Below are 19,965 nucleotides of genomic sequence, written 5' to 3' on the forward strand. Positions count from 1 at the left end.
ACGCGGAGTTAGAGGTTGTTAGCTACTCGTTTAATGCCATCTTTGAGATTGGCTTTTTTGAGTTCATAGTCTAAACATTCCTCATAGGCTGACTCTAACAAGCCTGGTCCCAATGCAGTGTGTATCCTCATCGAAGAACCAATAATCAACCCAGTCAACTCATTCTCTGTGTTCCTCCGCGTTAACCTCTGTGTTCCTCTGCGTTTAAACCTCTTCTCCAAACTCTATCAAGTATCTAAATGCTTTCAAAATATAGTTAGCTGAATCTTGAGGGGAGGTGTTATAAAAATGTGGCCATGCTAAACCTTTATCTTCATCATAATTATGAATGCGATGGGGATGATTATCTAGCCAATTTAACCGCACAGCATGACCGATTAATACATCTAAAACTACATACTCTTCAATTTGCAAGTTGGGGTTATTAGCGGCTATTGCTGCTAGTTCCATTAAGGCTTCTACGTTAACTTGGCGGTATTCTGGCGCTTCAATTTTATTGAGCAAATGCTCTACTAATAAGGCAAAGTTTCTTTCTCCTGCTGTCATTTCTGAGAGCATTATTTCACTATCTAAGCGATTGCGTCTTTCTAGTTTATCGCCAATTACTAGACCTTTGCAATGTTGCATTAGTAGCCAAACTTGTTTAAAGAAGTCTTTAGGAACTCGGTTGAGTGCGCCTTCTGCTTGACGGAATCTGCGCCAATTTTCAGTAGGAGTTTCAATTTCTTTGTTAATTGCTGGTAGCACTACCCAAGCAATATCACTTTCTTTTTGCTTGACGTGCAGTAATTCTTGTTGACGTAATAAACCACTTACTCCTGTATATCCTGTTAATACTTGATGGAGGCGGTTTTTGACTTCAAACGGTGAAAGCTGCATTAAGTAATCATAGGCTTCGTCTTGTGTAACGCGCAGTTCTTGAGCTAGTTCGCTGGTAATTAATAGAATTAGATAGCCGACTCTGAGGGTTAGTAATCCTTGAAATAATTCTGGTTCTGATTTGATTAATACTCCCAAATAAATTAAAATTTCTTGTGTCAAGACGCGATCGCGTATATCCTCACGACAGAAGTTATTAATTTTTTCGGCAATTTCATTATGGGACATGGGTAAAACAATCAGGGAAGCTTCACTGTAAGCTCTACCCACTGCAATCTGTTTACCTCGTACCACTATACTGGTGATGGCATCAGATAAGCCAATATCCACCATTTGGCGTAAACCAGCAGCGCGACGCACTACTGCCCAAATACCCAAATCCCCGGCTTTTGTGTAAACTTCATCTAATAAGTCTGCTACTGTTACAGGATGTCCTGGGCCTCCATATCCTGTGTCAAATTCTAATCCCTGTAATCTTTTTAAGGTTTGCAGTAGTTCAATTTGCTCATATATATTTTCTGATATCCGCAAATGTCTGAGTAATTCTCCCAAGTTGGTTTCACATTCCATTTGGAATTCTTGGGTATGTCCTAACCGCCAATTTTTTTCAGGATGATAAGCTAAGTAATGGCAACGTATACCAGCATCCTTAACAGGTGATTGTGCAAATTCTCCATCGGGAAGAAAGTCAATTGTTTGAATTCCTGCTGTTAGCATTAATTGATTTAGTCGCCCTAGTTTTACTTGCACACCGTTACAAATCCCATCTTTCAGTTCTTGCATCAATTCTAATAATGCCTGGGAACCAATTTCTAACATGGTGTGAGTTAACATTAAGGTGAGTGTTGGACGACCTAAGTCACTCCAATATTTTTCGATATAGGCTAATTCACTTCTGAGTTGATCTACTAGAAAATGGTAATCTAGGGTTAAGTAAAACTGCTGTGAATCTAGAAAAGATGGCAAAAATACGACTGTTTCACCACAAATTCTAAAAATTCTTGATGTTGTTAAACTCCTTAACCGCCGAATTGGACGACCTGTTAAACCCAATTTATCATTACGACCAATTTGTGTATAAATTTGGGAAAGATCGCCTGCTTTTCTAACTTGAATTGGTTCGATTTGGGTAGGAGTTTGAGTTTCAATTCCGTGAACTTCTAGTTTTGCTTGTAATTCTTCATCTTCCGCTAATAAGGCAATTTGTATTAATGATTTGCGTTTTCTGTTTACGCATAAATGTCTGCCTAAAGGATCAATTTCACCAATGGCTAGTAATCCTTCACTCAACATTTGACCAAGTAAATATAAACTTTGCGCCCACACTAAGGGGATGTTTTCGTTAGGTAAACGGTTTTGAGTTTGTGGTGCTAGTTTTTCGGCTTCGACGTTTTCAGCCGGGACATAATACAGTTCTGGTAATAATTTTATGCCATCAATTTCTACTAGCAAGGATTCTAATAGTGTTTGATATTTTTTAACTTGTTCTTGTTCACCGCGAAATAGTCCATCAAGAACTAAATAGGTGAAAAATAATGGCCATTCACATTCGATGTTCTCAAATTGCTTGAGTTCTCCAGGTTCGTAATGTAAGCGGTGGGGATCTTCTAAAACGGTTTGGTGTCCATCGCGGAGAAATCTTTTACACCCGTATTTACCTGCCAGTTTTGTGATAATTTTGTTGAAGGTGCGATCGCGCAATGTCTCCCCAGAAGACTCTCTCAACTTCACATCTTCTACTGCAAACGCAGGATAACTAATAATACTCAACAGTGCTGCATCAACTTCTTTAGAACCTGATTCTCTTGGTAATAAAGATTCTAATGTAATTCTCGCCCTGGCGATTTCATCTGGTAATACATGAATGATGGAATTTTGACTTCCATGTATACCAAATAAATTCAGCCCGTTCATAGCTTCTAAAGCTGCTTTTGCCATACCTATGGAACTGGCATTTAATTCAGCACTACCATGATTAATTTTATTACCTCTTTCCCATATACCAAAATCAGGAGTGCGATAGGCGCGTCCAATATAATAAACCAAATTTTGAACGAAATTGACTTCATCCAGTGTATAAACAATTGACAAACCGCCAGCAGTCATTTGCGCTAACATCAATAAAAATATTGATGTGGCATCAATTTGCAAATGTCCCCATTCGTCATCCCCAACAACAATATCACCCGTCGCTGTGTTGTATTTGGCGTGCAGCCCATCTAGTAAAGATTGAGAATGCTTAAATGTCTCTACTTTCTGCGCCTGTCGCATCATGGCAAAAAGTAAGCCACGCATCAACTTGACTACGCTGTGTTCTAATTCGTAAGTTCTTCCCTCATCATTGTCTAACTTGCGATAGGCAACAGCTAATCCCCAAACTGCTAAAATACTATAAACATTATCTCGCACCCAAGCATCTGTATAATCACCATGAGCGGTAACTGCTGTACTTGCTGGCAGCAACCCAGTGATAGGATTTTGGCGAGATAGAATAATTGTCTTGATTTGCTGATAGTAGACATCCAGCCGAGTTCTCAATACTGTGGGTGTTTTCATAAGTTGGTTGGAAATTGGCAAATTTAACCCTGTAGCGGTGGAGAAAATCAAATGATAGGGATGAGGAATTTACTCATCAGCTTTAGTGTTTGTTTATATTTTTTTAATTTACAACTAAAATGTCAACTAAAATATGGCTTCAGTAATTATATTTAAGAATATTTACTCAAAATCTACTTGAATTATTTCTTCAAATCTTCATCTGTTTAGCACAAATTTTACCCTATCTTCAGCTTTTTTTTGTTATTACTAAAGCAGGAGAAGAAAAAAACAACTCTTCAAGGTGATACACTCAAAATCAAATTTTTTAAATTATATATACAAATAATTCTCATCGCCAGTAAAATTTGTAACTTAAAAGCGAGGATGTGTTATGTCTTTACGTTACAACGAAAATCACGCTCCATTGATCAAAGTAGTTTACTCTCAAGTAAAAGTTAATGGCAAAACTGAGTTAGTGCCACTAGAACTATATGCTGATGGTTCGCTTAAACGTTATCACGGGTAATTTACAGCAGGAGTCAGGAGTGAAACTCTCTTGCTGTCTAGTAGTCTGTCAAATTAATTTTGACGGATAGAGAAACGAACCGCGTTCACGTAGTGTCCCGTAGGGATAGGACGCAAAGAGCGCGAAGGAAGAAGGAAGAAGAAAAAGTTCAAGATTCATTTACGCGTCAATGAGTTCTTGACAGACTACTAGGTTTCAGTTTAGATTCTATACCTCATTGATGTGCAATCTGCTCTATAGTCATTGGCAGTTTTTGATTAGACATCTTTTAGATATTTGCAAGATGGAGATATCTCATCCATTGGCATCTAATAGCTGAGTGTCTAGAGTAATTTAATTCTGATATTGGCGTTCAATTTGCAGATATTGAGGAACTTTCATGAGTTCTTGAAAATCTTGAAAACTCATCAAATTTGGTAAATTATTGGTAGTTTCCTGTTCTTTGAGATGACGAAAACAAGCACTCATTACCTCAGTGACAGCCATGAGTGCGGTGAGGGGGAAAAAAACAATTTTAAAGCCCAAATTTTGTAATTCTGCTGGAGAAATTGCGGGAGTTTTCCCACCTTCAACAATATTTGCTACCAACGGTATATTAGGAAAAGCTGCGGCTATCGTTTGCAATTCTGCTACAGATTGGGGTGCTTCCACAAACAACATATCTGCACCCGCATTCATATAAGCTTGTCCCCGTCTAATAGCTTCTTCTAAACCCAGAGGTGCGCGGGCATCAGTACGAGCTATAATTACTAAACTACTATCACCACGGGCTTCTACCGCTGCACGAATTTTACCAGCGTGTTCATTCATGTGTATAACTCGCTTCCCTTCAAAATGTCCGCACTTTTTCGGCCATTCTTGGTCTTCCAAAATTATCCCCGCTAACCCAATTTGTACCGCATCTTTTACCGTCCGCATGACATTTAAAGCGTTACCGTAACCAGTATCACAATCGGCAATTAAGGGTATATTTATTGATTGAGCTATCCGCCCCACACTGTATAGCATTTCCGTAGCCGTGAGAAAACCGTAATCCGGTAAACCCAGGGTAGAAGCAGCGATACCAAAGCCACTGGTAGCAGCCACATCAAAACCTGCTTGTTCTACAAGTTTTGCACTCAAACAGTCATAAACACCCGGTATAACGATAATTTCAGGACGTGCGAGTAATTCCCGCAATTTTTGGGAAGTAGACATAAAAACAATAATTAAGATAAAGGTATTTTATCAGCTATTCGTCGCGGTCTGTTTTGCATTATTTTTAGCATTTCCTGAAGTACATCTGCTAATGTCTCAGTTAAAAACAGTTGAGACAAAAACAAATTTTGTTCAGCAACTACAGATAATTCAAAAAACCAATATATCGACATCAAGGGTGAAATCCATAGTTTACTACCTTTGGTTCTCGATGTCAGGTGATAATCTCCAAAATTTCCTTGGACTGAGGATATAATAGATGAGTTAATAATACTAGGTTCTTGCTGTGGGAAACTTTGAACATATAACAAAGCTTTTTCATAATTTTGATAAGATTGCATTTGTTTTAGTAGGGAACATGAACCCAAAAAACCACCTGAATTAGCTAAAAACGCTATATTTTCTAAAATATGGGCATGACTAATATCTCTTTCTGCACCCATACCTAAGCATCCTATTAACCGTAAAGGTACTTGAGTTAGTTTGCTCACTGCTGCTATGGAAACAGCATCTTCCGTTACAGTTCCCATCTCGGCTTCATCACCCCGTGCTAAACTATCAACTCCACCATCAATTAACAAAATACCATCAATAGATAGGTGTTCAATTAGTTGGTTATAGTTAGCTAACAAAGGTAACACACCTGTTTTTTTGAAACACCATAAGGTCACTGTTTCATCAAATTCTTTTTTAAACCACTGCGCTAAATAAAGTTCAGGAAAATAAACGGGTAATTCCTCTGTCTCACAGGTGATACCTACCAATGTTTCTGTTAATGGTATCGTCCGTTCAATTTTGGCAGATTTTGAAAATACAATATTAGAGAAAGTAAGATTAGCAAGATGTACTTTTAGTCCCAACCGTCGCAACTCAAAGTAAATGGGTAAGCCACAAAAAATATCAAAGCCACCTCCCATTCCCGCTATGAGTAAGTTTTTGCAATTGGAGAGTTGGTTAAGGATAGGTAAATTTAAATTCATGGTTGCTTATCCATAGAAACAAGTTGTCAATGATCACAAAATAATTTTATGATCATGGTGCCGTTTGCGGCAAAATTATTATGTTCCAGAGCAATATTTGTAATAACTATTAATAAGTTAGTAATAATTCAGTAGTCAGGAGATAGAAAGAAGAAGTGAGGAGGTAAAATGGTTGAAAGTAGCTTTTGCATAAAGTTATAATAAGCTACTAATTTATCGCAGTTTCAACATTAATTCTGATGGATTGCCATATCCTCAGAATTTAACATCACAAAGTATATGGAAAATCACACCCATTCCCTCGATTCATTTCGCGCTTTAGCATTACAAGTAACTTGTCATGCAGTCAATCAAGCAAGTCCAACTGAAGCCCGGTTAATAATTCAAAATACCATTCATCGCTTAGAAAAACAAATTGCGGCTAGTCTGGCTTTTATTGGTTTTGACTGTCGTTTAATTGTTCTTCCTGAATATTTTCTCACAGGTTTTCCAATGGGAGAATCTATAGAAGTATGGACTCAAAAAGCTTGTTTAGAAATGTCAGGGGCTGAATATGAAGCACTTGGTAAAATTGCCCAAAAACATAAAATATTTTTAGCGGGTAACGCTTACGAATTAGATCCAAATTTTCCAGGTTTATATTTTCAAGCTTGTTTTATTATTGATCCTTCTGGATCTATTATTTTACGCTATCGACGGTTAAATTCAATGTTTGCCCCCACACCTCATGATGTCTGGGATAAATACCTTGACTGCTACGGGTTAGAGGGTGTTTTTCCGGTTGCTAAAACAGAAATTGGCAATTTGGCGGCTTTAGCATCTGAAGAAATTTTATATCCAGAAGTTGCCCGTTGTTTAGCCATGCGTGGGGCAGAAATTTTATTACATCCGACATCAGAAGTTTATAGTAAAAATCTCACACCCAAAGATGCTGCTAAAATCACTCGCGCTGTAGAAAATATGGTTTATGTAATCTCAGCTAATACAGCCGGTATAGTTAATAGTTCTATCCCTGCGGCTTCTGTAGATGGTGGTTCTAAAGTGATTGATTATCGGGGTATTGTATTGACAGAAACAGGGGCAGGTGAAAGTATGGCAGCATTCACTGAAATTAATTTAGCAGGATTAAGGAGCGATCGCACTCGACCAGGGTTAAATAATCTACTCTCCCGTCAACGCTTTGAACTTTACGCCGAAAGTTACAGTCAATCACATTTCTATCCCCCTAATACTATGCTTAATGGGACAATAGACCGTAAACATTTCATCCAAACACAGCAAGAAACTATTGAACGACTCACAAAATTAGGGATAATTTGAACCATAACTAATTCCCTGTCAAGAGTTAAGTGTTCCTAATGACAAAACCAATAGAAGTCCGTAACCCCCGCACAGGTAAATTTGATTACGTCATTATCCCTCCACCCCCGAAGTTGCTTTCACAGCAATGTCACCGTCTCCGCAGGGGACAAATTCATTGGCAAGAAATCGGTATAGAAGGTAGAATTGAGGCCATACAACAGTGGAAACAAGCTATATTAGCTAATCGCCAACAGCTAACGGACGCATTAGTAAATGATACTGGTAGATTATCAACATCAGTCTTAGAAATAGACTCTTTTTTACATAGTATTGATAGATGGTGTAATTTAGCACCTCAAATACTACAAGAAACTGCAAAAAATACATCTATTCCCTTTATTGCTTTACAACAAACTGCTGTTCCTTACCCCCTAGTCGGTGTCATTAGTCCTTGGAATTTTCCCCTATTGTTATCTACGATTGATACAATTCCCGCTTTATTAGCAGGTTGTGCTGTCATCGTTAAACCTAGTGAAATAACTCCTCGTTTTGTTGCACCTTTAATAACAACATTAAATACTATTCCTAAATTACGTGATGTCTTAAATTTTGTTGAAGGTGCAGGACAAACAGGTGCAGCTTTAATAGAAGATGTAGATTTAGTATGCTTTACAGGCAGTGTAGAAACAGGTCGTGTAGTTGCAGAAGCAGCAGCCAGAAACTTTATTCCTGCTTTCTTAGAATTAGGTGGAAAAGATCCAGCAATTGTTTTAGAATCAGCAGATTTAGATTTAGCGACTTCAGCAATTTTATGGGCTTCTGTTGTTAACTCTGGACAGTCATGCTTATCAATTGAAAGAATCTATGTGGCTGAATCTATATTTGCAGAATTTTATCATCAATTAGTAGCTAAATCCTCTCGCGTACAACTCGCTTATCCTGCTGTTGAAAGTGGAGAATTAGGTCCAATAATTTCCGAAAATCAAGCAGCAATTATTAATGAACACCTGCAAGATGCCATATCAAAAGGTGCAGTAATTCATTGTGGTGGTAAAGTTGAAAAATTAGGTGGAGGTTGGTGGTGTCGTCCCACAGTTCTAACTGAAGTTGACCATTCCATGAAAGTGATGACTGAAGAAACTTTTGGTCCTATTATGCCAGTCATGCCTTTTTCTACAGTAGAAAAAGCAATAGATTTAGCCAATGATTCTATTTATGGATTGAGTGCTGCTATATTTGCTGAATCAGAGGAGTTAGCATTAGAAGTTGGTATGCAAATAGATGTAGGTGCTATTAGCATTAATGATGCTGGTTTAACTGCTATGATGCATGAGGGAGAGAAAAACTCCTTTAAATTTTCTGGTTTGGGAGGTTCGCGCATGGGTGCAGCCGGGTTGAAACGCTTTATGCGAAAAAAAGCTTTTTTAATTAAAACTAACACTAATAAAAACCCTTGGTGGTTTAATGATGGAGAATAGGGGACTGGGTAAGAGTTTTCACCAATTACCAATTACCAATTACTGATTACTGATTACCAATTACCAAATATATTATGTCTAATATTCGTCTAGAAATGCCTGTTTTAGCCCGTCATGAAGGTGAATGGGAAGGAACTTATACCTTAGTTGATACAACAGGAAACGTTCTTGACAGTCATCAATCTCATTTAAGTTGTCAGTTTCCTGAAAACAGCGAATATTCTTACTATCAAATCAATCGTTATACCTGGGCTAATGGTAAACAGGAAGAACATCAATTTCCAGGTACGTATCAAGATAAAAAACTTTGGTTTGACACCGAACGTATTCAAGGTAAAGCCTGGGAAGTTGATGATTCCACTGTTATTTTGTGGTTCGGTTATAAACAATTTCCAGATATGTATTTATATGAAATGATTCAAATTAGTCCAGATAATAATTATCGCGCTCGCACTTGGCATTGGTTTAAAAATGATCAAGTCTACCAACGCACTCTCATTCAAGAAGAACGGGTAAGTTAATATAAAATTTCCCAGCCAGATTGGCTAGGACTTTTACTGAGTAAAATCAAAAATTTTGCCAACAAAATATTGAGAACCTATCCCCCAATTTATTGAAGTGTTGGGGGATAAAACTAAATGCAGGAGTATTGTTTTCTATCTTTACGCCTGAGACTTTTTTACTGCCATGTTTTTTCTGAGTTTATTCATACCATAAAATACACCACCAAATACTAGCAAACTCGCATTTGTGGAAAATCCAAAGGGAACAGTAGGAGTAGAAAGGATAATGTTGTTGAAACCAGCTGCGGAACTTCTTGTATTGCCATTTTCATTCAAAGAGATAACTATTTGATAATTTCCTGCTGATAAAGAGTTTGCAGTAATAACAGTTCCTAAGTCGTTAATTCCAAAACCATAACCAGGAATAGCGTCACTTGTATCTACAGTTCTCTCAAAAAGTTGTGCGCCATCTGATAGGTCAGTTTTAATGAGCGCAATATTGAAGTTATCCTTGTCATTAAATCCTCCCAAGGAGTTACCATTAAATGCCCAATTAAAGGTCATTGTAATTGGTTGAGCAGCATCAGTTGAGGTAATAACAAAAGGAATTGAAGTAGCTTCACTATTATTATTTCTAAGCGAGTCATTAGGTATGTTTGGGTCAGTAGTATTCGCACCTAAAAGCAGAAAATTGCTATTAAATATATTACCGAATCCATTTGCCGGAGCAGATGTGTTGATTGCTATAGCTGAAGACGCACTGTTATTACCTATACCTTGTGTAATGGTAAAATCACTAGGAGCAAGTGTAAAATTAAGTGCTTGGGCTGATTGTGCTGACAGAGTAATACCGACAGCAGTCATAACTCCAGATAGAGTTATTGCGATTGTAGCCAGGTTTTGAAAAGCAGATTTAATATTTTGCCTCATTTGTCGTGTTCCTGAGTGATTTGGTATAGAACTTGATTAATTATGTAAATGAAATAAATCAGTTGATATAACTAACTGGGTTTATGCTGTCTAAAATCTGTACAAGTCCAGACTTCACTTCTTACTTTAATGACAGTGTTAGATGTGTTACCCCTTCGCAAGCTGACTCAGTTTAGCCAAGCACGATACGTTGATTCTTCTGTTACAGTAGCGTTTAAGCGTGCTGTTTAAATAAAACTATGGGAAATACCTTTTGTTTTAGGTAATTCTCACCAAAGGATTTTTAAAGAAAAACAACATGAATGGGTTGAGCGATTGTTCAATATTAGCGTTGCTGTCTGATATCAGTGATATCTATTAAGTATCAATTATTTCTACTTATTTTGTCAAGATTCCACATATAAATTTTACAAATCCTAAGTGAACATTACACTGGTAATAAACGGCTAATAGGGTAAAAATACTGTTTCTCTTGCTTGTTGATATGAATTTTTTATGGTCTTAATAAAGACTAAGTATCTAAGTGATCTGTTACCTGAATCTACTAAGTGCGAACTGTGCTAATGATTCTGCCAGGTATTTACATTATCCAAAACTGCTCACTTTCACAACTATCAGACATCTATTTGCTTATATTCTTTTCGTTCTGAATCAACATGAAAGTTTAAGTAAGCTGATGATATCAAGTTAGATTTTATGTATTTATCTTTACTATCTTAGTATAATTGCCATTGTAGACACAATGTAACCAAAAACCTGATTATTGCGTAGGGATAATTCATGAATTACCCCTACTTTCGTTATGTTTTGCGTAAGTCCTAAGGTTGCAACCAACAATAACTTTACCCAAACTTTATAAATAAGTCGGATATCTCCTGCTTTCAATTCTCACTATCAATCTTGCCTGTAATTCCCCAAGTTGTTTAATGTAGGATGACAATATATCCGAAATTTCAACTTGATCAGGTATGGGCATGGCAAAAAGTGACAAAATTAACTTTTCTAACCCTAGCGGGTTTCCCGAATTTCTGCCTAGCGAAAAGCGTCTAGAAGTATATTTAATAGATATAATACGTCGTGTTTTTGAAAGCTATGGCTTTACACCGATTGAAACTCCCGCGGTAGAAAGGTTGGAAGTGCTACAAGCTAAGGGAAATCAGGGGGATAATATAATATATGGTATTGACCCGATTTTACCACCAAATCGCCAAGCAGAAAAGGATAAATCTGGCGAAACTGGTTCGGAAGCGAGGGCTTTAAAGTTTGATCAAACTGTTCCTTTTGCGGCTTATATTGCACGTCATTTAAATGAGTTGACTTTTCCTTTTGCTCGTTATCAAATGGATATGGTTTTTCGCGGTGAACGGGCAAAAGATGGGAGGTTTCGGCAATTTCGGCAATGTGATATTGATGTGGTGGCTCGTGGTAAACTGAGTTTGTTATATGATGCCCAAATGCCGGCAATTATCACTGAGATATTTGAAGCTATTAACATTGGTGATTTTGTCATTCGTATCAATAACCGGAAAATTCTGACAGGGTTTTTTCAGTCTGTGGGAGTTGCGGAAAACCAAATTAAAGCCTGTATTGGCATTATTGATAATTTGGAAAAAATTGGAGAAGCTAAGGTTAAATCAGAGTTAGAAAAAGAAGGTATTTCAACAGAACAAACTGAGAAAATTATTGAATTTATTAAAATTGATGGTAGTGTTGATGATGTTTTAGATAAACTCAAACACCTCGCGCAGAATTTCCCAGAAGCTGAGGAATTTAATTTGGGAGTTAGTGAATTAGAAGCTGTAATTAATGGAGTGAGAGATTTAGGGGTTGCTGACAAACGGTTTTGTATTGATTTATCTATTGCTCGTGGTTTAAATTATTATACTGGCACAGTTTACGAAACTACTTTAATCGGACATGAAGCCTTGGGTAGTATATGTTCTGGGGGTAGATATGAAGAATTAGTGGGAATGTTTTTAGGTGAAAAAATGCCTGGTGTGGGTATTTCTATTGGATTAACTCGCTTAATTAGTCGGTTGTTAAAAGCGGGTATTCTGAATACTTTATCTGCGACCCCTACCCAGGTGGTGGTAGTGAATATGCAGGAAGATTTGATGCCTGTTTATTTAAAGGTATCACAGCAATTAAGACAAGCGGGAATTAATGTTGTAACTAATTTTGAAAAACGTCCTTTGGGTAAACAATTTCAAGCCGCAGATAAGCAAGGAATTCAATTTTGTGTAATTATTGGTGCGGATGAAGCCGCAGCACAAAAATCATCATTGAAGGATTTGAAATCAGGTGAGCAAATAGAGGTGGCTTTGGCAGATTTAGCGGAAGAAGTTAAAAGAAGGTTGGCTTAAATTCAGTATGGATCAGGGGAGTATTCTCTGTGGTCAGTAGGGAGTTAAATTGTGTTAAATTTAAGTCAATGTCCAGTAACAATTTAGCTGATCAAGAGTACGAAATAAAAGTAGTGCGCCGCTTTCTGTCGAAAATGGTCCGTGGGGAATGTGTGCAGGTCGCCAGCAATAGCCATCTTTACACATTTCTGCATAGCGTTTATTGAAGGGGTCATTACTCATAGACCAATATCCTTGTAAATTTCCGCTAATCAGATATGCTTCCTCTGTGGTGGGATGACTTTCAGAGAAGTTACCTTCTAACCACATGGGTACTAAACCAAGAATCCATGTGGCGCGTCCGGTTTTTTTATTGGTGTACAGGCTTTTACGTGCTGAACCAGGAGGTAGGAAGGTTGTGTTTTCCCATTTCATGGCGTGAAGTTCTTGCAAGGGAATATACTCAGTCATCCGTTCATGGGTCTGCATATTCGGATGATATACAGAATTTTCTTTTGTTTGCTCAAGGCTGGTGTAGTCTTCTGTTATGTAAGTGGGAGTGGCATCTGGCATCCATAAGATAATGGTATCTTCTTCGGTTTTCCATGGGCCAGTAGGTATACCAGCAGGGATGAAAGAGTGGCTGAGATTGCGGAGTTTAAACCCACCTTGGCAAAGTACGCCGGTTAGTACGAAAATTTCCACATCAGTAGTGAAATGACCGATAGGTGCGTTCCAGCCTTTTTTCAGGACTACTCGCTGTGTAGATTCGCCTGTACTTTTGTTGATGGATAGAATCTGAGTAGTACCGAATTCACCAGTAATAAAGTTGTTTACTTCAAAAGGTACTTGTGGAAAGTTGAGAACTGAGTTAAGTGATTCTTCAGTTTCCACGTGTTTACGTCCTGTGGAGGCTTTATTTTTCACTTGAATACCTGTGTTCGTGTGTAAAAGACTCACATTGTTATGAGAAAAATATGACTTTTTATTTGCAGGTTGTATTGTGATACCTTGTTTGATCACGAACTTTTTGGAAAGCTGCTTCTGTGCTTGGTTGCATGATGTTACATTATCAAGAATATATTCTAGAGGCACGCGATCGCTTACTTAATCTGTTCTACACTGGGAAAATTAAAGTCGCAGTGAACCCAACAGAGTTTCAGGGCTGAGAATCCATACCTGATGCAGTCCAACACCTCCTGATGGGTGAAAATTGTGGCTAAGTAGTTGTTAAATTTTAGTTAGATTTTCAATGTGGGGTGAGGCACCTGATGGGCATAACACCGCACCCAATATTAGCACTATCAGAAATATAATCTTGAGGATTGATTCCTTTGGCTAGGTATCAATTGATTAGGGCGATCGCACAACTAAAACGGAACTGCGATCGCTTCTTTTATGACTCCAATAACTGATCTATTGCCATACAAGCCTTTTGCCAGCGTTGTTCCCAGTCGCCATTAATGATAATATAAGGTCGATGGCGTGATTCTAGTGCCTGAATACAGCGATCGCGGAATTCTTCTCGATAGTGATGCAAAAAACGCTGTGAATCATCTACCCAAGGTACATCTACATCCAGCAACAAATATAAATCATACTGTCTGCGATTACCTTCATCTTCAATCCACTGCGGACATTTGCCAAACAGCACATCACTCCAAATCGTCGTTGTAATTAAATCAGTATCACAAAATATAATTTTATTTGCCTGTCGTACCAAAGCATCTTCAGCAGCCATTTGTCCCTTAGCAATCAAGGGAATATCTGTAAAATCACAATGACCACCTTTAAAATCTAACAATCCCCGTGCATATTCACTCACATAAACAGTATTGTAATGATTAGCTAAATTTTGCGTCAGTGTCGATTTACCTGTAGATTCTGCCCCAAAAATGCAAACACGACGCACAAAATAAGGACGCACACAAGGGGGGATATAATGCCAATTAACAAGGGGATTTTGCCTCACCTGTGTACCGGAAACAGGCACTAAACTGCGTGCATGGTCTACAGGAATATAACTAGCTCCCAAAATTTCTGCCAATTGCCAACCATAACTTTCCGAAGCAAAAACGTAATCTGGGCCAGTTGGTAATACCCGACGAATACTGTCATACCAAATCTGCCAAAAATCGGGATGGTCTTTTGGTTCTTGGGGATTTTCATCCGTGACATGAACAACATTTACATCAGGAAACATTTCCCTCATCCACTGATAACGCAAATCTCCGGGAATCGGTTCTGATTGAATAGAACAAACTAAAACCGTCAGATGATCAACGTAATTGCGTGCAAAATCTACAAGATATTGGTGTCCTAAATGCGGGGGCATAAACTTGCCCAAAATCATCCCAGTCGTGGGTTTCTGTAAGCCTTTTGCCATTCTTTATACCCCAATGCAGCTAAAACTAGAAATACCGTATATAGTCCCGTTGTTGGGTAAAGATGTTTAACCGTATAGACTCCCAGTGCGATCGCATCCACCATAATCCAAATTATCCAAGATTCTAAAATTTTCTTAGCCATTAACCACTGGGCAATTAAACTTAAAATAGTAATACTTGCATCAGGGTAAGGTAAAGCAGCATTTGTATAAACATTCATGATATAACCTAAAGTGAAAGTGCCAATCAATGCTACCCCAGACCAAACCAATATTCCCTGCTTAGAAATACGAGTCACAGAAAGTGGAGTATCATCCTTACCTCCATATAACCAAGCATACCAACCATAAATTTGTAAAAAAATATAAATCACCTGAAGAATTACATCTGAGTAAAGACGTGCTTCATAGAAAACAAAGATATACAAAAATACCATTACCAACCCCGTAGGCCAGCACCAGATATTTTCTTTAACAGTCAACCAGACACTGACCAGACCGAAAATAGCTGCAATAATTTCAATAGCACTCATGCAATTTTAGCTTCAATATTTGTGAGAAAATGCGTAAACTATCAGCAGTAACAAATTTCAATTTATAATAAACAGGTAGTTTCAATGCCAACCAAATCAGAAAACACTTTAAAAATTGCTCAACAAGCATTTGAGTATTTTACAAATGGTCTAGAAACTGGCAATTGGCAAAATTTTCTAGATATGCTAACCGATGATTTTACCTTTTGGTTTCCCATGGGAGAATTTCACGGTTTAAATACAGGTAAAGAACGAGCTAAAGAATTTTTTGAATACGTTTCCCAAGCTTTTCAACCAGGAATCAAACTTACTTCTTTAGATAACATTACCAGCAACGAAAAAACCGTTATTTTTGAATTTCGAGATGAAGGCAAATTATTTGGACAACCTTATAAAAATCGGGTTGCTGTTGCCTTTGATGTACGGGATGATAAAATTTATGGATATAGAGAATATTTTGGTAGTGATGGTAAATCCTATTAGTTGTTTCCTCCAGAATCCAAATTATTAATTTCTTGACATTTCACCTCAGCCGCTTTGTAAGCTGTCAAATATTCCTGATCACCTAACATCAAATCACCATAATACTCATAAGGTGTTGCACCATAAACTGGTAAAGGATCATCTTCAGGATAATCTTCTTTTGATTCTTCAATTATCGCTTTTAGCTTTTTAACAGTTAGACTTTGTGCGGGAAAATACCAAATATTGTGAGGATTTCTTTGGAGATAAGGAAAAGTAGGATCAATAATCACATCCTCTAACTCAATCCAAGCGTGTTCAACAGGTTTGTATGGTTGTCCAGTAAACACCACAAAACCTTGAACATACCTTGCACCCTCAGTTGCTAAAGCCGCTTTATAAGCATTTTCAAAAGGGGTTTTCGCTTTGCTTTTGATGCTTTCAGCAACTTGCTGAGACAATGATTCATCTAATGATTTATTCATGGTGAAAATTATCTTCCTCGAATTACTTTCAATTCCATCATCTCTTAATTTTTACACTTTTAAAGTCATTTTCACCAATTTCTTCACAGCAGGAATGGGAAAATATAAATAATACTTATACCTCAACGCACTAAAAGGATTAGCTTGTAACGCAAAATACAAATCCTAAAAGCCTATTTATAAAGTAGGGTGTGTTACGACTATGCAAAGATTTTGGAGTTTGAGAAAGTGAGAATTAGTCGTAACGCACCAATTATCAAGTTTCAATCCCTAATAGGGATTAGTTGAAATTGCAATGAAATTGCAATGTATAACCACTTCAGATTCACGGGTTTTGATGTTTCAATCCCTAATAGGGATTAGTTGAAATTGCAATTATGCTCGGTTAGACTATGGATTATTATTTCTGTTTTTTTGTTTCAATCCCTAATAGGGATTAGTTGAAATTGCAATGTGATGGTACTTTTATGCAGAATTTGCATTATGTGTTTCAATCCCTAATAGGGATTAGTTGAAATTGCAATTTGGACTAACTGGTGAATATGATTTAAGGGATTGTTTCAATCCCTAATAGGGATTAGTTGAAATTGCAATCCGCTGGTAATCTCCTAATACAGTTAATACCTCTAGGGTTGTTTCAATCCCTAATAGGGATTAGTTGAAATTGCAATAGGCATTACCTGAGTTAAATAGCGTAAACCCTGGTTTCAATCCCTAATAGGGATTAGTTGAAATTGCAATTTCAAGCGATCGCCCAACTGTTGGGCGTTGATTTAGTTTCAATCCCTAATAGGGATTAGTTGAAATTGCAATTGCCTTAAGTGAATCAATATCCCCAAGAATATCGGTTTCAATCCCTAATAGGGATTAGTTGAAATTGCAATTTCAACTTGCTCAGACATCTGTTGCTTCCTGCGACCTTAACGTTTCAATCCCTAATAGGGATTAGTTGAAATTGCAATATCAAATAAAATCTTTGGTCGGAGACTAAATGGATATTCAGTTTCAATCCCTAATAGGGATTAGTTGAAATTGCAATCTAGACCTGTATTGTCAACGCCAGGGGATAAGTCAATGTTTCAATCCCTAATAGGGATTAGTTGAAATTGCAATACAGAATCAGGAATAAATATTTTATCAATCCCTGATTTTTTGTTTCAATCCCTAATAGGGATTAGTTGAAATTGCAATATTTAATATTTGCGTTAAAGTGGCTCAACGCATATATGAGTTTCAATCCCTAATAGGGATTAGTTGAAATTGCAATAGTTTCTAATGCTTTCATCAATGCTCTATCAGAAGAAGTTTCAATCCCTAATAGGGATTAGTTGAAATTGCAATTTTCGGGACTAACGGTGGACCCCGATTCAATACGTTTCAATCCCTAATAGGGATTAGTTGAAATTGCAATAATTTGTTATGAATGCTGCCAGCGTGAAGTATTGGGGGTTTCAATCCCTAATAGGGATTAGTTGAAATTGCAATTGTCTTGGGTGGTTTATTCCACCCAAGTACAGGTCATCCTGTTTCAATCCCTAATAGGGATTAGTTGAAATTGCAATTACGCCCCCTGACTTAGTTGTAGTTTGAGTAAATTGTTTCAATCCCTAATAGGGATTAGTTGAAATTGCAATCTAAGGGGCTTATTAATATTCAAATCACCCGTAGGCGTTTCAATCCCTAATAGGGATTAGTTGAAATTGCAATTAATATTAAATATATGCCTATATCACTTGTTTATGGTCGTCCTGGTTTCAATCCCTAATAGGGATTAGTTGAAATTGCAATTTCACTATAATCATCCGGATCTTCTTCAGATTCATGTTTCAATCCCTAATAGGGATTAGTTGAAATTGCAATAGGGTGCAGATTGTGTGAGGGAATGGGTGCAGGTCGGTTTCAATCCCTAATAGGGATTAGTTGAAATTGCAATAACGAGCAGTACCTTGTAAGAAATCTATCCAGCATTCAAGGTTTCAATCCCTAATAGGGATTAGTTGAAATTGCAATTAGCTCCTAAGAAGTTACCAGTGATGGGGGCTTGGTTTCAATCCCTAATAGGGATTAGTTGAAATTGCAATCCCCCCAGTCAATACCAGCTACCACCAGGTTAAACTTAGGTGTTTCAATCCCTAATAGGGATTAGTTGAAATTGCAATAGCGGGAGGCTGAAAGCCTATATATATGTAGTTTTCAAGGTTCGATTGCGCGGATGGTCTTATCATAGTCCATTCCAGAAAATGTGTCAAGGGCGAAAAACGCTGAAACCCAGTCTGGGTAAGGTGCGCGGATGGGTGACTAACATTAACAGCCGCAAAACCAAGCCTATCAAAGGATACAGCCATTTTTTCAGCTTCTTGATTTTTAACACCCACCCATCCGCGCAAAAAGGCTGGTTATCAACTATTCCCCATACTCTCCACCAGTCACCTTTCCTCGGAAGACAATATACTGATACAGATTATAAAACAACATCACCGGAATCAGGAAACCGATAAAAATGATCATGATTACCAAAGAACTAGGATCAGCAGCAGCTTCATAAATTGAAATTTGCCTGGGGATAATGTAGGGGAAAACAATTAAACCCAAACCCAGAAATGTAAGCACAAACAATAAAATAGTCCAAACAAAAGGTGAGCGTTCTTGTTTTCGGTTTAAACTTTGTAAAAGTTGCCAAATTAACCACACTCCCAAAACTGGAATCAAAGCAAAGATATAAACCAATGGTTGTTGAAACAACCGCATTCTCGCTCCTTCATAAATTATGGGTGTGGTAATTGTAATCAAAACTGCACCAATTAAAGTTGTCCAAGCTGCAAGTTTCGCGGTTTTATAGTGAGTATCTTGTAATTCTCCCGTAGTTTTCCAAACTAAATATGTTGAACCAATTAAAACGTAGCCTTGAATTAAAGTTAATGCTACCAAGACAGACGGTAAACTTAACCAATCCCAAGTGCTACCAATAAAATGCCCAGCAGCATCAACTTTGATACCTTTTAAAACTGCACCCAATGCAAAACCTTGACCTAGTGCAGCTGTGAAACTTCCCACCCCAAAAGCCAAATTCCAAAAAACTTTACGTTGGGATAATTCCCGAAATTCAAACGCTACACCCCGAAAAATAAAGCCGAATACCATTACCAAAATCGGGATATACAAAGCATTTAAAATTGTGCCGTAAGCAAGAGGAAATGCACCAAATAAACCTCCTGCCATGAGAACTAACCAAGTTTCATTGGCATCCCAAATATTACTTAAACTCGTCATCAAAACTCCCCGACGTTCTTCATCAGAAGATGTGAGAGATAGTATTCCTACTCCTAAGTCAAACCCATCTAGCATGACGTAGAGAAAGAGAAATAATCCTAAAATCACAAACCAAACTTGAGGTAGAAAATAATTTAGCGTCTCCATAGAATTT

The 19,965-nt window shown here is 37.5% G+C and carries 16 protein-coding genes and 1 CRISPR repeat array; of the genes, 6 read left to right on the plus strand and 10 right to left on the minus strand.

Annotated features, from left to right (window positions below):
- Positions 1-8: 8 nt before the first annotated feature.
- Together ACLLO5_RS07815 and ACLLO5_RS07820 are read right to left on the minus strand one after the other, a co-directional pair.
- On the minus strand, positions 9-221 hold the full coding sequence (locus ACLLO5_RS07815) for a GxxExxY protein (protein WP_413174904.1): 213 nt from the start codon (positions 219-221) through the stop codon (positions 9-11).
- Positions 205-3,435, minus strand: coding sequence for a glycoside hydrolase family 15 protein (locus tag ACLLO5_RS07820; RefSeq protein ID WP_413174905.1), 3,231 nt, complete (start codon positions 3,433-3,435; stop codon positions 205-207). Before ACLLO5_RS07820 ends, ACLLO5_RS07815 begins: the two co-directional genes overlap by 17 nt.
- A 373-nt stretch (positions 3,436-3,808) precedes the next feature.
- Between ACLLO5_RS07820 and ACLLO5_RS07825 the strand changes: the two genes are divergently transcribed.
- Positions 3,809-3,943, plus strand: a complete 135-nt coding sequence (locus ACLLO5_RS07825; protein WP_413174906.1) for a hypothetical protein — start codon at positions 3,809-3,811, stop codon at positions 3,941-3,943.
- 333 nt (positions 3,944-4,276) lie between these two features.
- Here ACLLO5_RS07825 and ACLLO5_RS07830 read toward each other — a convergent pair whose 3' ends face one another.
- Entirely contained in the window at positions 4,277-5,140 is an 864-nt protein-coding gene (locus ACLLO5_RS07830; RefSeq protein WP_413174907.1) for an isocitrate lyase/PEP mutase family protein, read from the minus strand.
- A gap of 11 nt (positions 5,141-5,151) precedes the next feature.
- Positions 5,152-6,120 carry a DUF1152 domain-containing protein gene (locus ACLLO5_RS07835; RefSeq protein ID WP_413174908.1) on the minus strand — a complete coding sequence of 323 codons (969 nt, stop codon included), beginning with the start codon at positions 6,118-6,120 and terminating at the stop codon, positions 5,152-5,154.
- A 279-nt stretch (positions 6,121-6,399) separates the two neighbouring features.
- On the opposite strand from ACLLO5_RS07835, the gene ACLLO5_RS07840 reads away from it, so the two are divergent.
- The 3 genes from ACLLO5_RS07840 to ACLLO5_RS07850 all read left to right on the plus strand — a co-directional run bounded on the left by ACLLO5_RS07840 (position 6,400) and on the right by ACLLO5_RS07850 (position 9,421).
- Positions 6,400-7,440 (plus strand): nitrilase-related carbon-nitrogen hydrolase, encoded by a 1,041-nt coding sequence (locus ACLLO5_RS07840; protein WP_413174909.1) that lies wholly within the window; start codon positions 6,400-6,402, stop codon positions 7,438-7,440.
- A 38-nt stretch (positions 7,441-7,478) separates the two neighbouring features.
- Positions 7,479-8,900 carry an aldehyde dehydrogenase family protein gene (locus tag ACLLO5_RS07845; protein ID WP_413174910.1) on the plus strand — a complete coding sequence of 474 codons (1,422 nt, stop codon included), beginning with the start codon at positions 7,479-7,481 and terminating at the stop codon, positions 8,898-8,900.
- A gap of 74 nt (positions 8,901-8,974) precedes the next feature.
- Complete coding sequence (locus tag ACLLO5_RS07850; protein ID WP_413174911.1) at positions 8,975-9,421, plus strand: DUF3598 family protein; 447 nt, start codon at positions 8,975-8,977, stop codon at positions 9,419-9,421.
- Positions 9,422-9,562: 141 nt separating this feature from the next.
- Here the strand turns inward: ACLLO5_RS07850 and ACLLO5_RS07855 are convergent, their stop codons facing one another.
- A complete protein-coding gene (locus tag ACLLO5_RS07855; RefSeq protein ID WP_413174912.1) occupies positions 9,563-10,333 on the minus strand; it encodes a hypothetical protein in 771 nt (256 codons plus the stop codon).
- 974 nt (positions 10,334-11,307) lie between these two features.
- Between ACLLO5_RS07855 and hisS the strand changes: the two genes are divergently transcribed.
- Positions 11,308-12,696 carry a histidine--tRNA ligase gene (hisS, locus tag ACLLO5_RS07860; protein ID WP_413174913.1) on the plus strand — a complete coding sequence of 463 codons (1,389 nt, stop codon included), beginning with the start codon at positions 11,308-11,310 and terminating at the stop codon, positions 12,694-12,696.
- Between the two features lie 60 nt (positions 12,697-12,756).
- Here the strand turns inward: hisS and ACLLO5_RS07865 are convergent, their stop codons facing one another.
- The 3 genes from ACLLO5_RS07865 to pnuC all read right to left on the minus strand — a co-directional run bounded on the left by ACLLO5_RS07865 (position 12,757) and on the right by pnuC (position 15,594).
- On the minus strand, positions 12,757-13,602 hold the full coding sequence (locus ACLLO5_RS07865; protein ID WP_413174914.1) for a DUF4437 domain-containing protein: 846 nt from the start codon (positions 13,600-13,602) through the stop codon (positions 12,757-12,759).
- A gap of 469 nt (positions 13,603-14,071) precedes the next feature.
- Complete coding sequence (locus ACLLO5_RS07870) at positions 14,072-15,061, minus strand: AAA family ATPase (RefSeq protein ID WP_413174915.1); 990 nt, start codon at positions 15,059-15,061, stop codon at positions 14,072-14,074.
- On the minus strand, positions 15,025-15,594 hold the full coding sequence (gene pnuC / locus ACLLO5_RS07875; protein WP_413174916.1) for a nicotinamide riboside transporter PnuC: 570 nt from the start codon (positions 15,592-15,594) through the stop codon (positions 15,025-15,027). The genes ACLLO5_RS07870 and pnuC overlap by 37 nt, the downstream gene beginning before the upstream one ends.
- 84 nt (positions 15,595-15,678) lie before the next feature.
- Here pnuC and ACLLO5_RS07880 point away from each other — a divergent pair, with 84 nt between their 5' ends.
- Complete coding sequence (locus tag ACLLO5_RS07880) at positions 15,679-16,077, plus strand: nuclear transport factor 2 family protein (RefSeq protein ID WP_413174917.1); 399 nt, start codon at positions 15,679-15,681, stop codon at positions 16,075-16,077.
- Here ACLLO5_RS07880 and ACLLO5_RS07885 read toward each other — a convergent pair.
- Together ACLLO5_RS07885 and cydB are read right to left on the minus strand one after the other, a co-directional pair.
- Positions 16,074-16,541, minus strand: coding sequence for a hypothetical protein (locus ACLLO5_RS07885; RefSeq protein ID WP_413174918.1), 468 nt, complete (start codon positions 16,539-16,541; stop codon positions 16,074-16,076). The genes ACLLO5_RS07880 and ACLLO5_RS07885 overlap by 4 nt on opposite strands.
- A 260-nt stretch (positions 16,542-16,801) precedes the next feature.
- Positions 16,802-18,700: direct repeats of the CRISPR family, unit length 37 nt; unit sequence GTTTCAATCCCTAATAGGGATTAGTTGAAATTGCAAT.
- A gap of 244 nt (positions 18,701-18,944) precedes the next feature.
- Positions 18,945-19,958, minus strand: a complete 1,014-nt coding sequence (gene cydB / locus ACLLO5_RS07890; protein ID WP_413174919.1) for a cytochrome d ubiquinol oxidase subunit II — start codon at positions 19,956-19,958, stop codon at positions 18,945-18,947.
- Between the last annotated feature and the right edge of the window lie 7 nt (positions 19,959-19,965).

The sequence above is a fragment of the Anabaena azotica SJ-1 genome (assembly GCF_047275885.1).
In the GTDB taxonomy this organism is placed as follows: domain Bacteria; phylum Cyanobacteriota; class Cyanobacteriia; order Cyanobacteriales; family Nostocaceae; genus Trichormus_B; species Trichormus_B azotica_A.

Excerpts from the sequence above, each read along its gene's own strand:
- ACLLO5_RS07850 (WP_413174911.1), top strand. The coding sequence starts at position 8,975 with ATGTCTAATATTCGTCTAGAAATGCCTGTTTTAGCCCGTCATGAAGGT.
- ACLLO5_RS07835 (WP_413174908.1), bottom strand. The coding sequence starts at position 6,120 with ATGAATTTAAATTTACCTATCCTTAACCAACTCTCCAATTGCAAAAAC.
- ACLLO5_RS07840 (WP_413174909.1), top strand. The coding sequence starts at position 6,400 with ATGGAAAATCACACCCATTCCCTCGATTCATTTCGCGCTTTAGCATTA.
- ACLLO5_RS07870 (WP_413174915.1), bottom strand. The coding sequence starts at position 15,061 with ATGGCAAAAGGCTTACAGAAACCCACGACTGGGATGATTTTGGGCAAG.
- pnuC (WP_413174916.1), bottom strand. The coding sequence starts at position 15,594 with ATGAGTGCTATTGAAATTATTGCAGCTATTTTCGGTCTGGTCAGTGTC.
- cydB (WP_413174919.1), bottom strand. The coding sequence starts at position 19,958 with ATGGAGACGCTAAATTATTTTCTACCTCAAGTTTGGTTTGTGATTTTA.
- ACLLO5_RS07820 (WP_413174905.1), bottom strand. The coding sequence starts at position 3,435 with ATGAAAACACCCACAGTATTGAGAACTCGGCTGGATGTCTACTATCAG.
- hisS (WP_413174913.1), top strand. The coding sequence starts at position 11,308 with ATGGCAAAAAGTGACAAAATTAACTTTTCTAACCCTAGCGGGTTTCCC.
- ACLLO5_RS07885 (WP_413174918.1), bottom strand. The coding sequence starts at position 16,541 with ATGAATAAATCATTAGATGAATCATTGTCTCAGCAAGTTGCTGAAAGC.
- ACLLO5_RS07845 (WP_413174910.1), top strand. The coding sequence starts at position 7,479 with ATGACAAAACCAATAGAAGTCCGTAACCCCCGCACAGGTAAATTTGAT.
- ACLLO5_RS07880 (WP_413174917.1), top strand. The coding sequence starts at position 15,679 with ATGCCAACCAAATCAGAAAACACTTTAAAAATTGCTCAACAAGCATTT.
- ACLLO5_RS07825 (WP_413174906.1), top strand. The coding sequence starts at position 3,809 with ATGTCTTTACGTTACAACGAAAATCACGCTCCATTGATCAAAGTAGTT.
- ACLLO5_RS07830 (WP_413174907.1), bottom strand. The coding sequence starts at position 5,140 with ATGTCTACTTCCCAAAAATTGCGGGAATTACTCGCACGTCCTGAAATT.
- ACLLO5_RS07855 (WP_413174912.1), bottom strand. The coding sequence starts at position 10,333 with ATGAGGCAAAATATTAAATCTGCTTTTCAAAACCTGGCTACAATCGCA.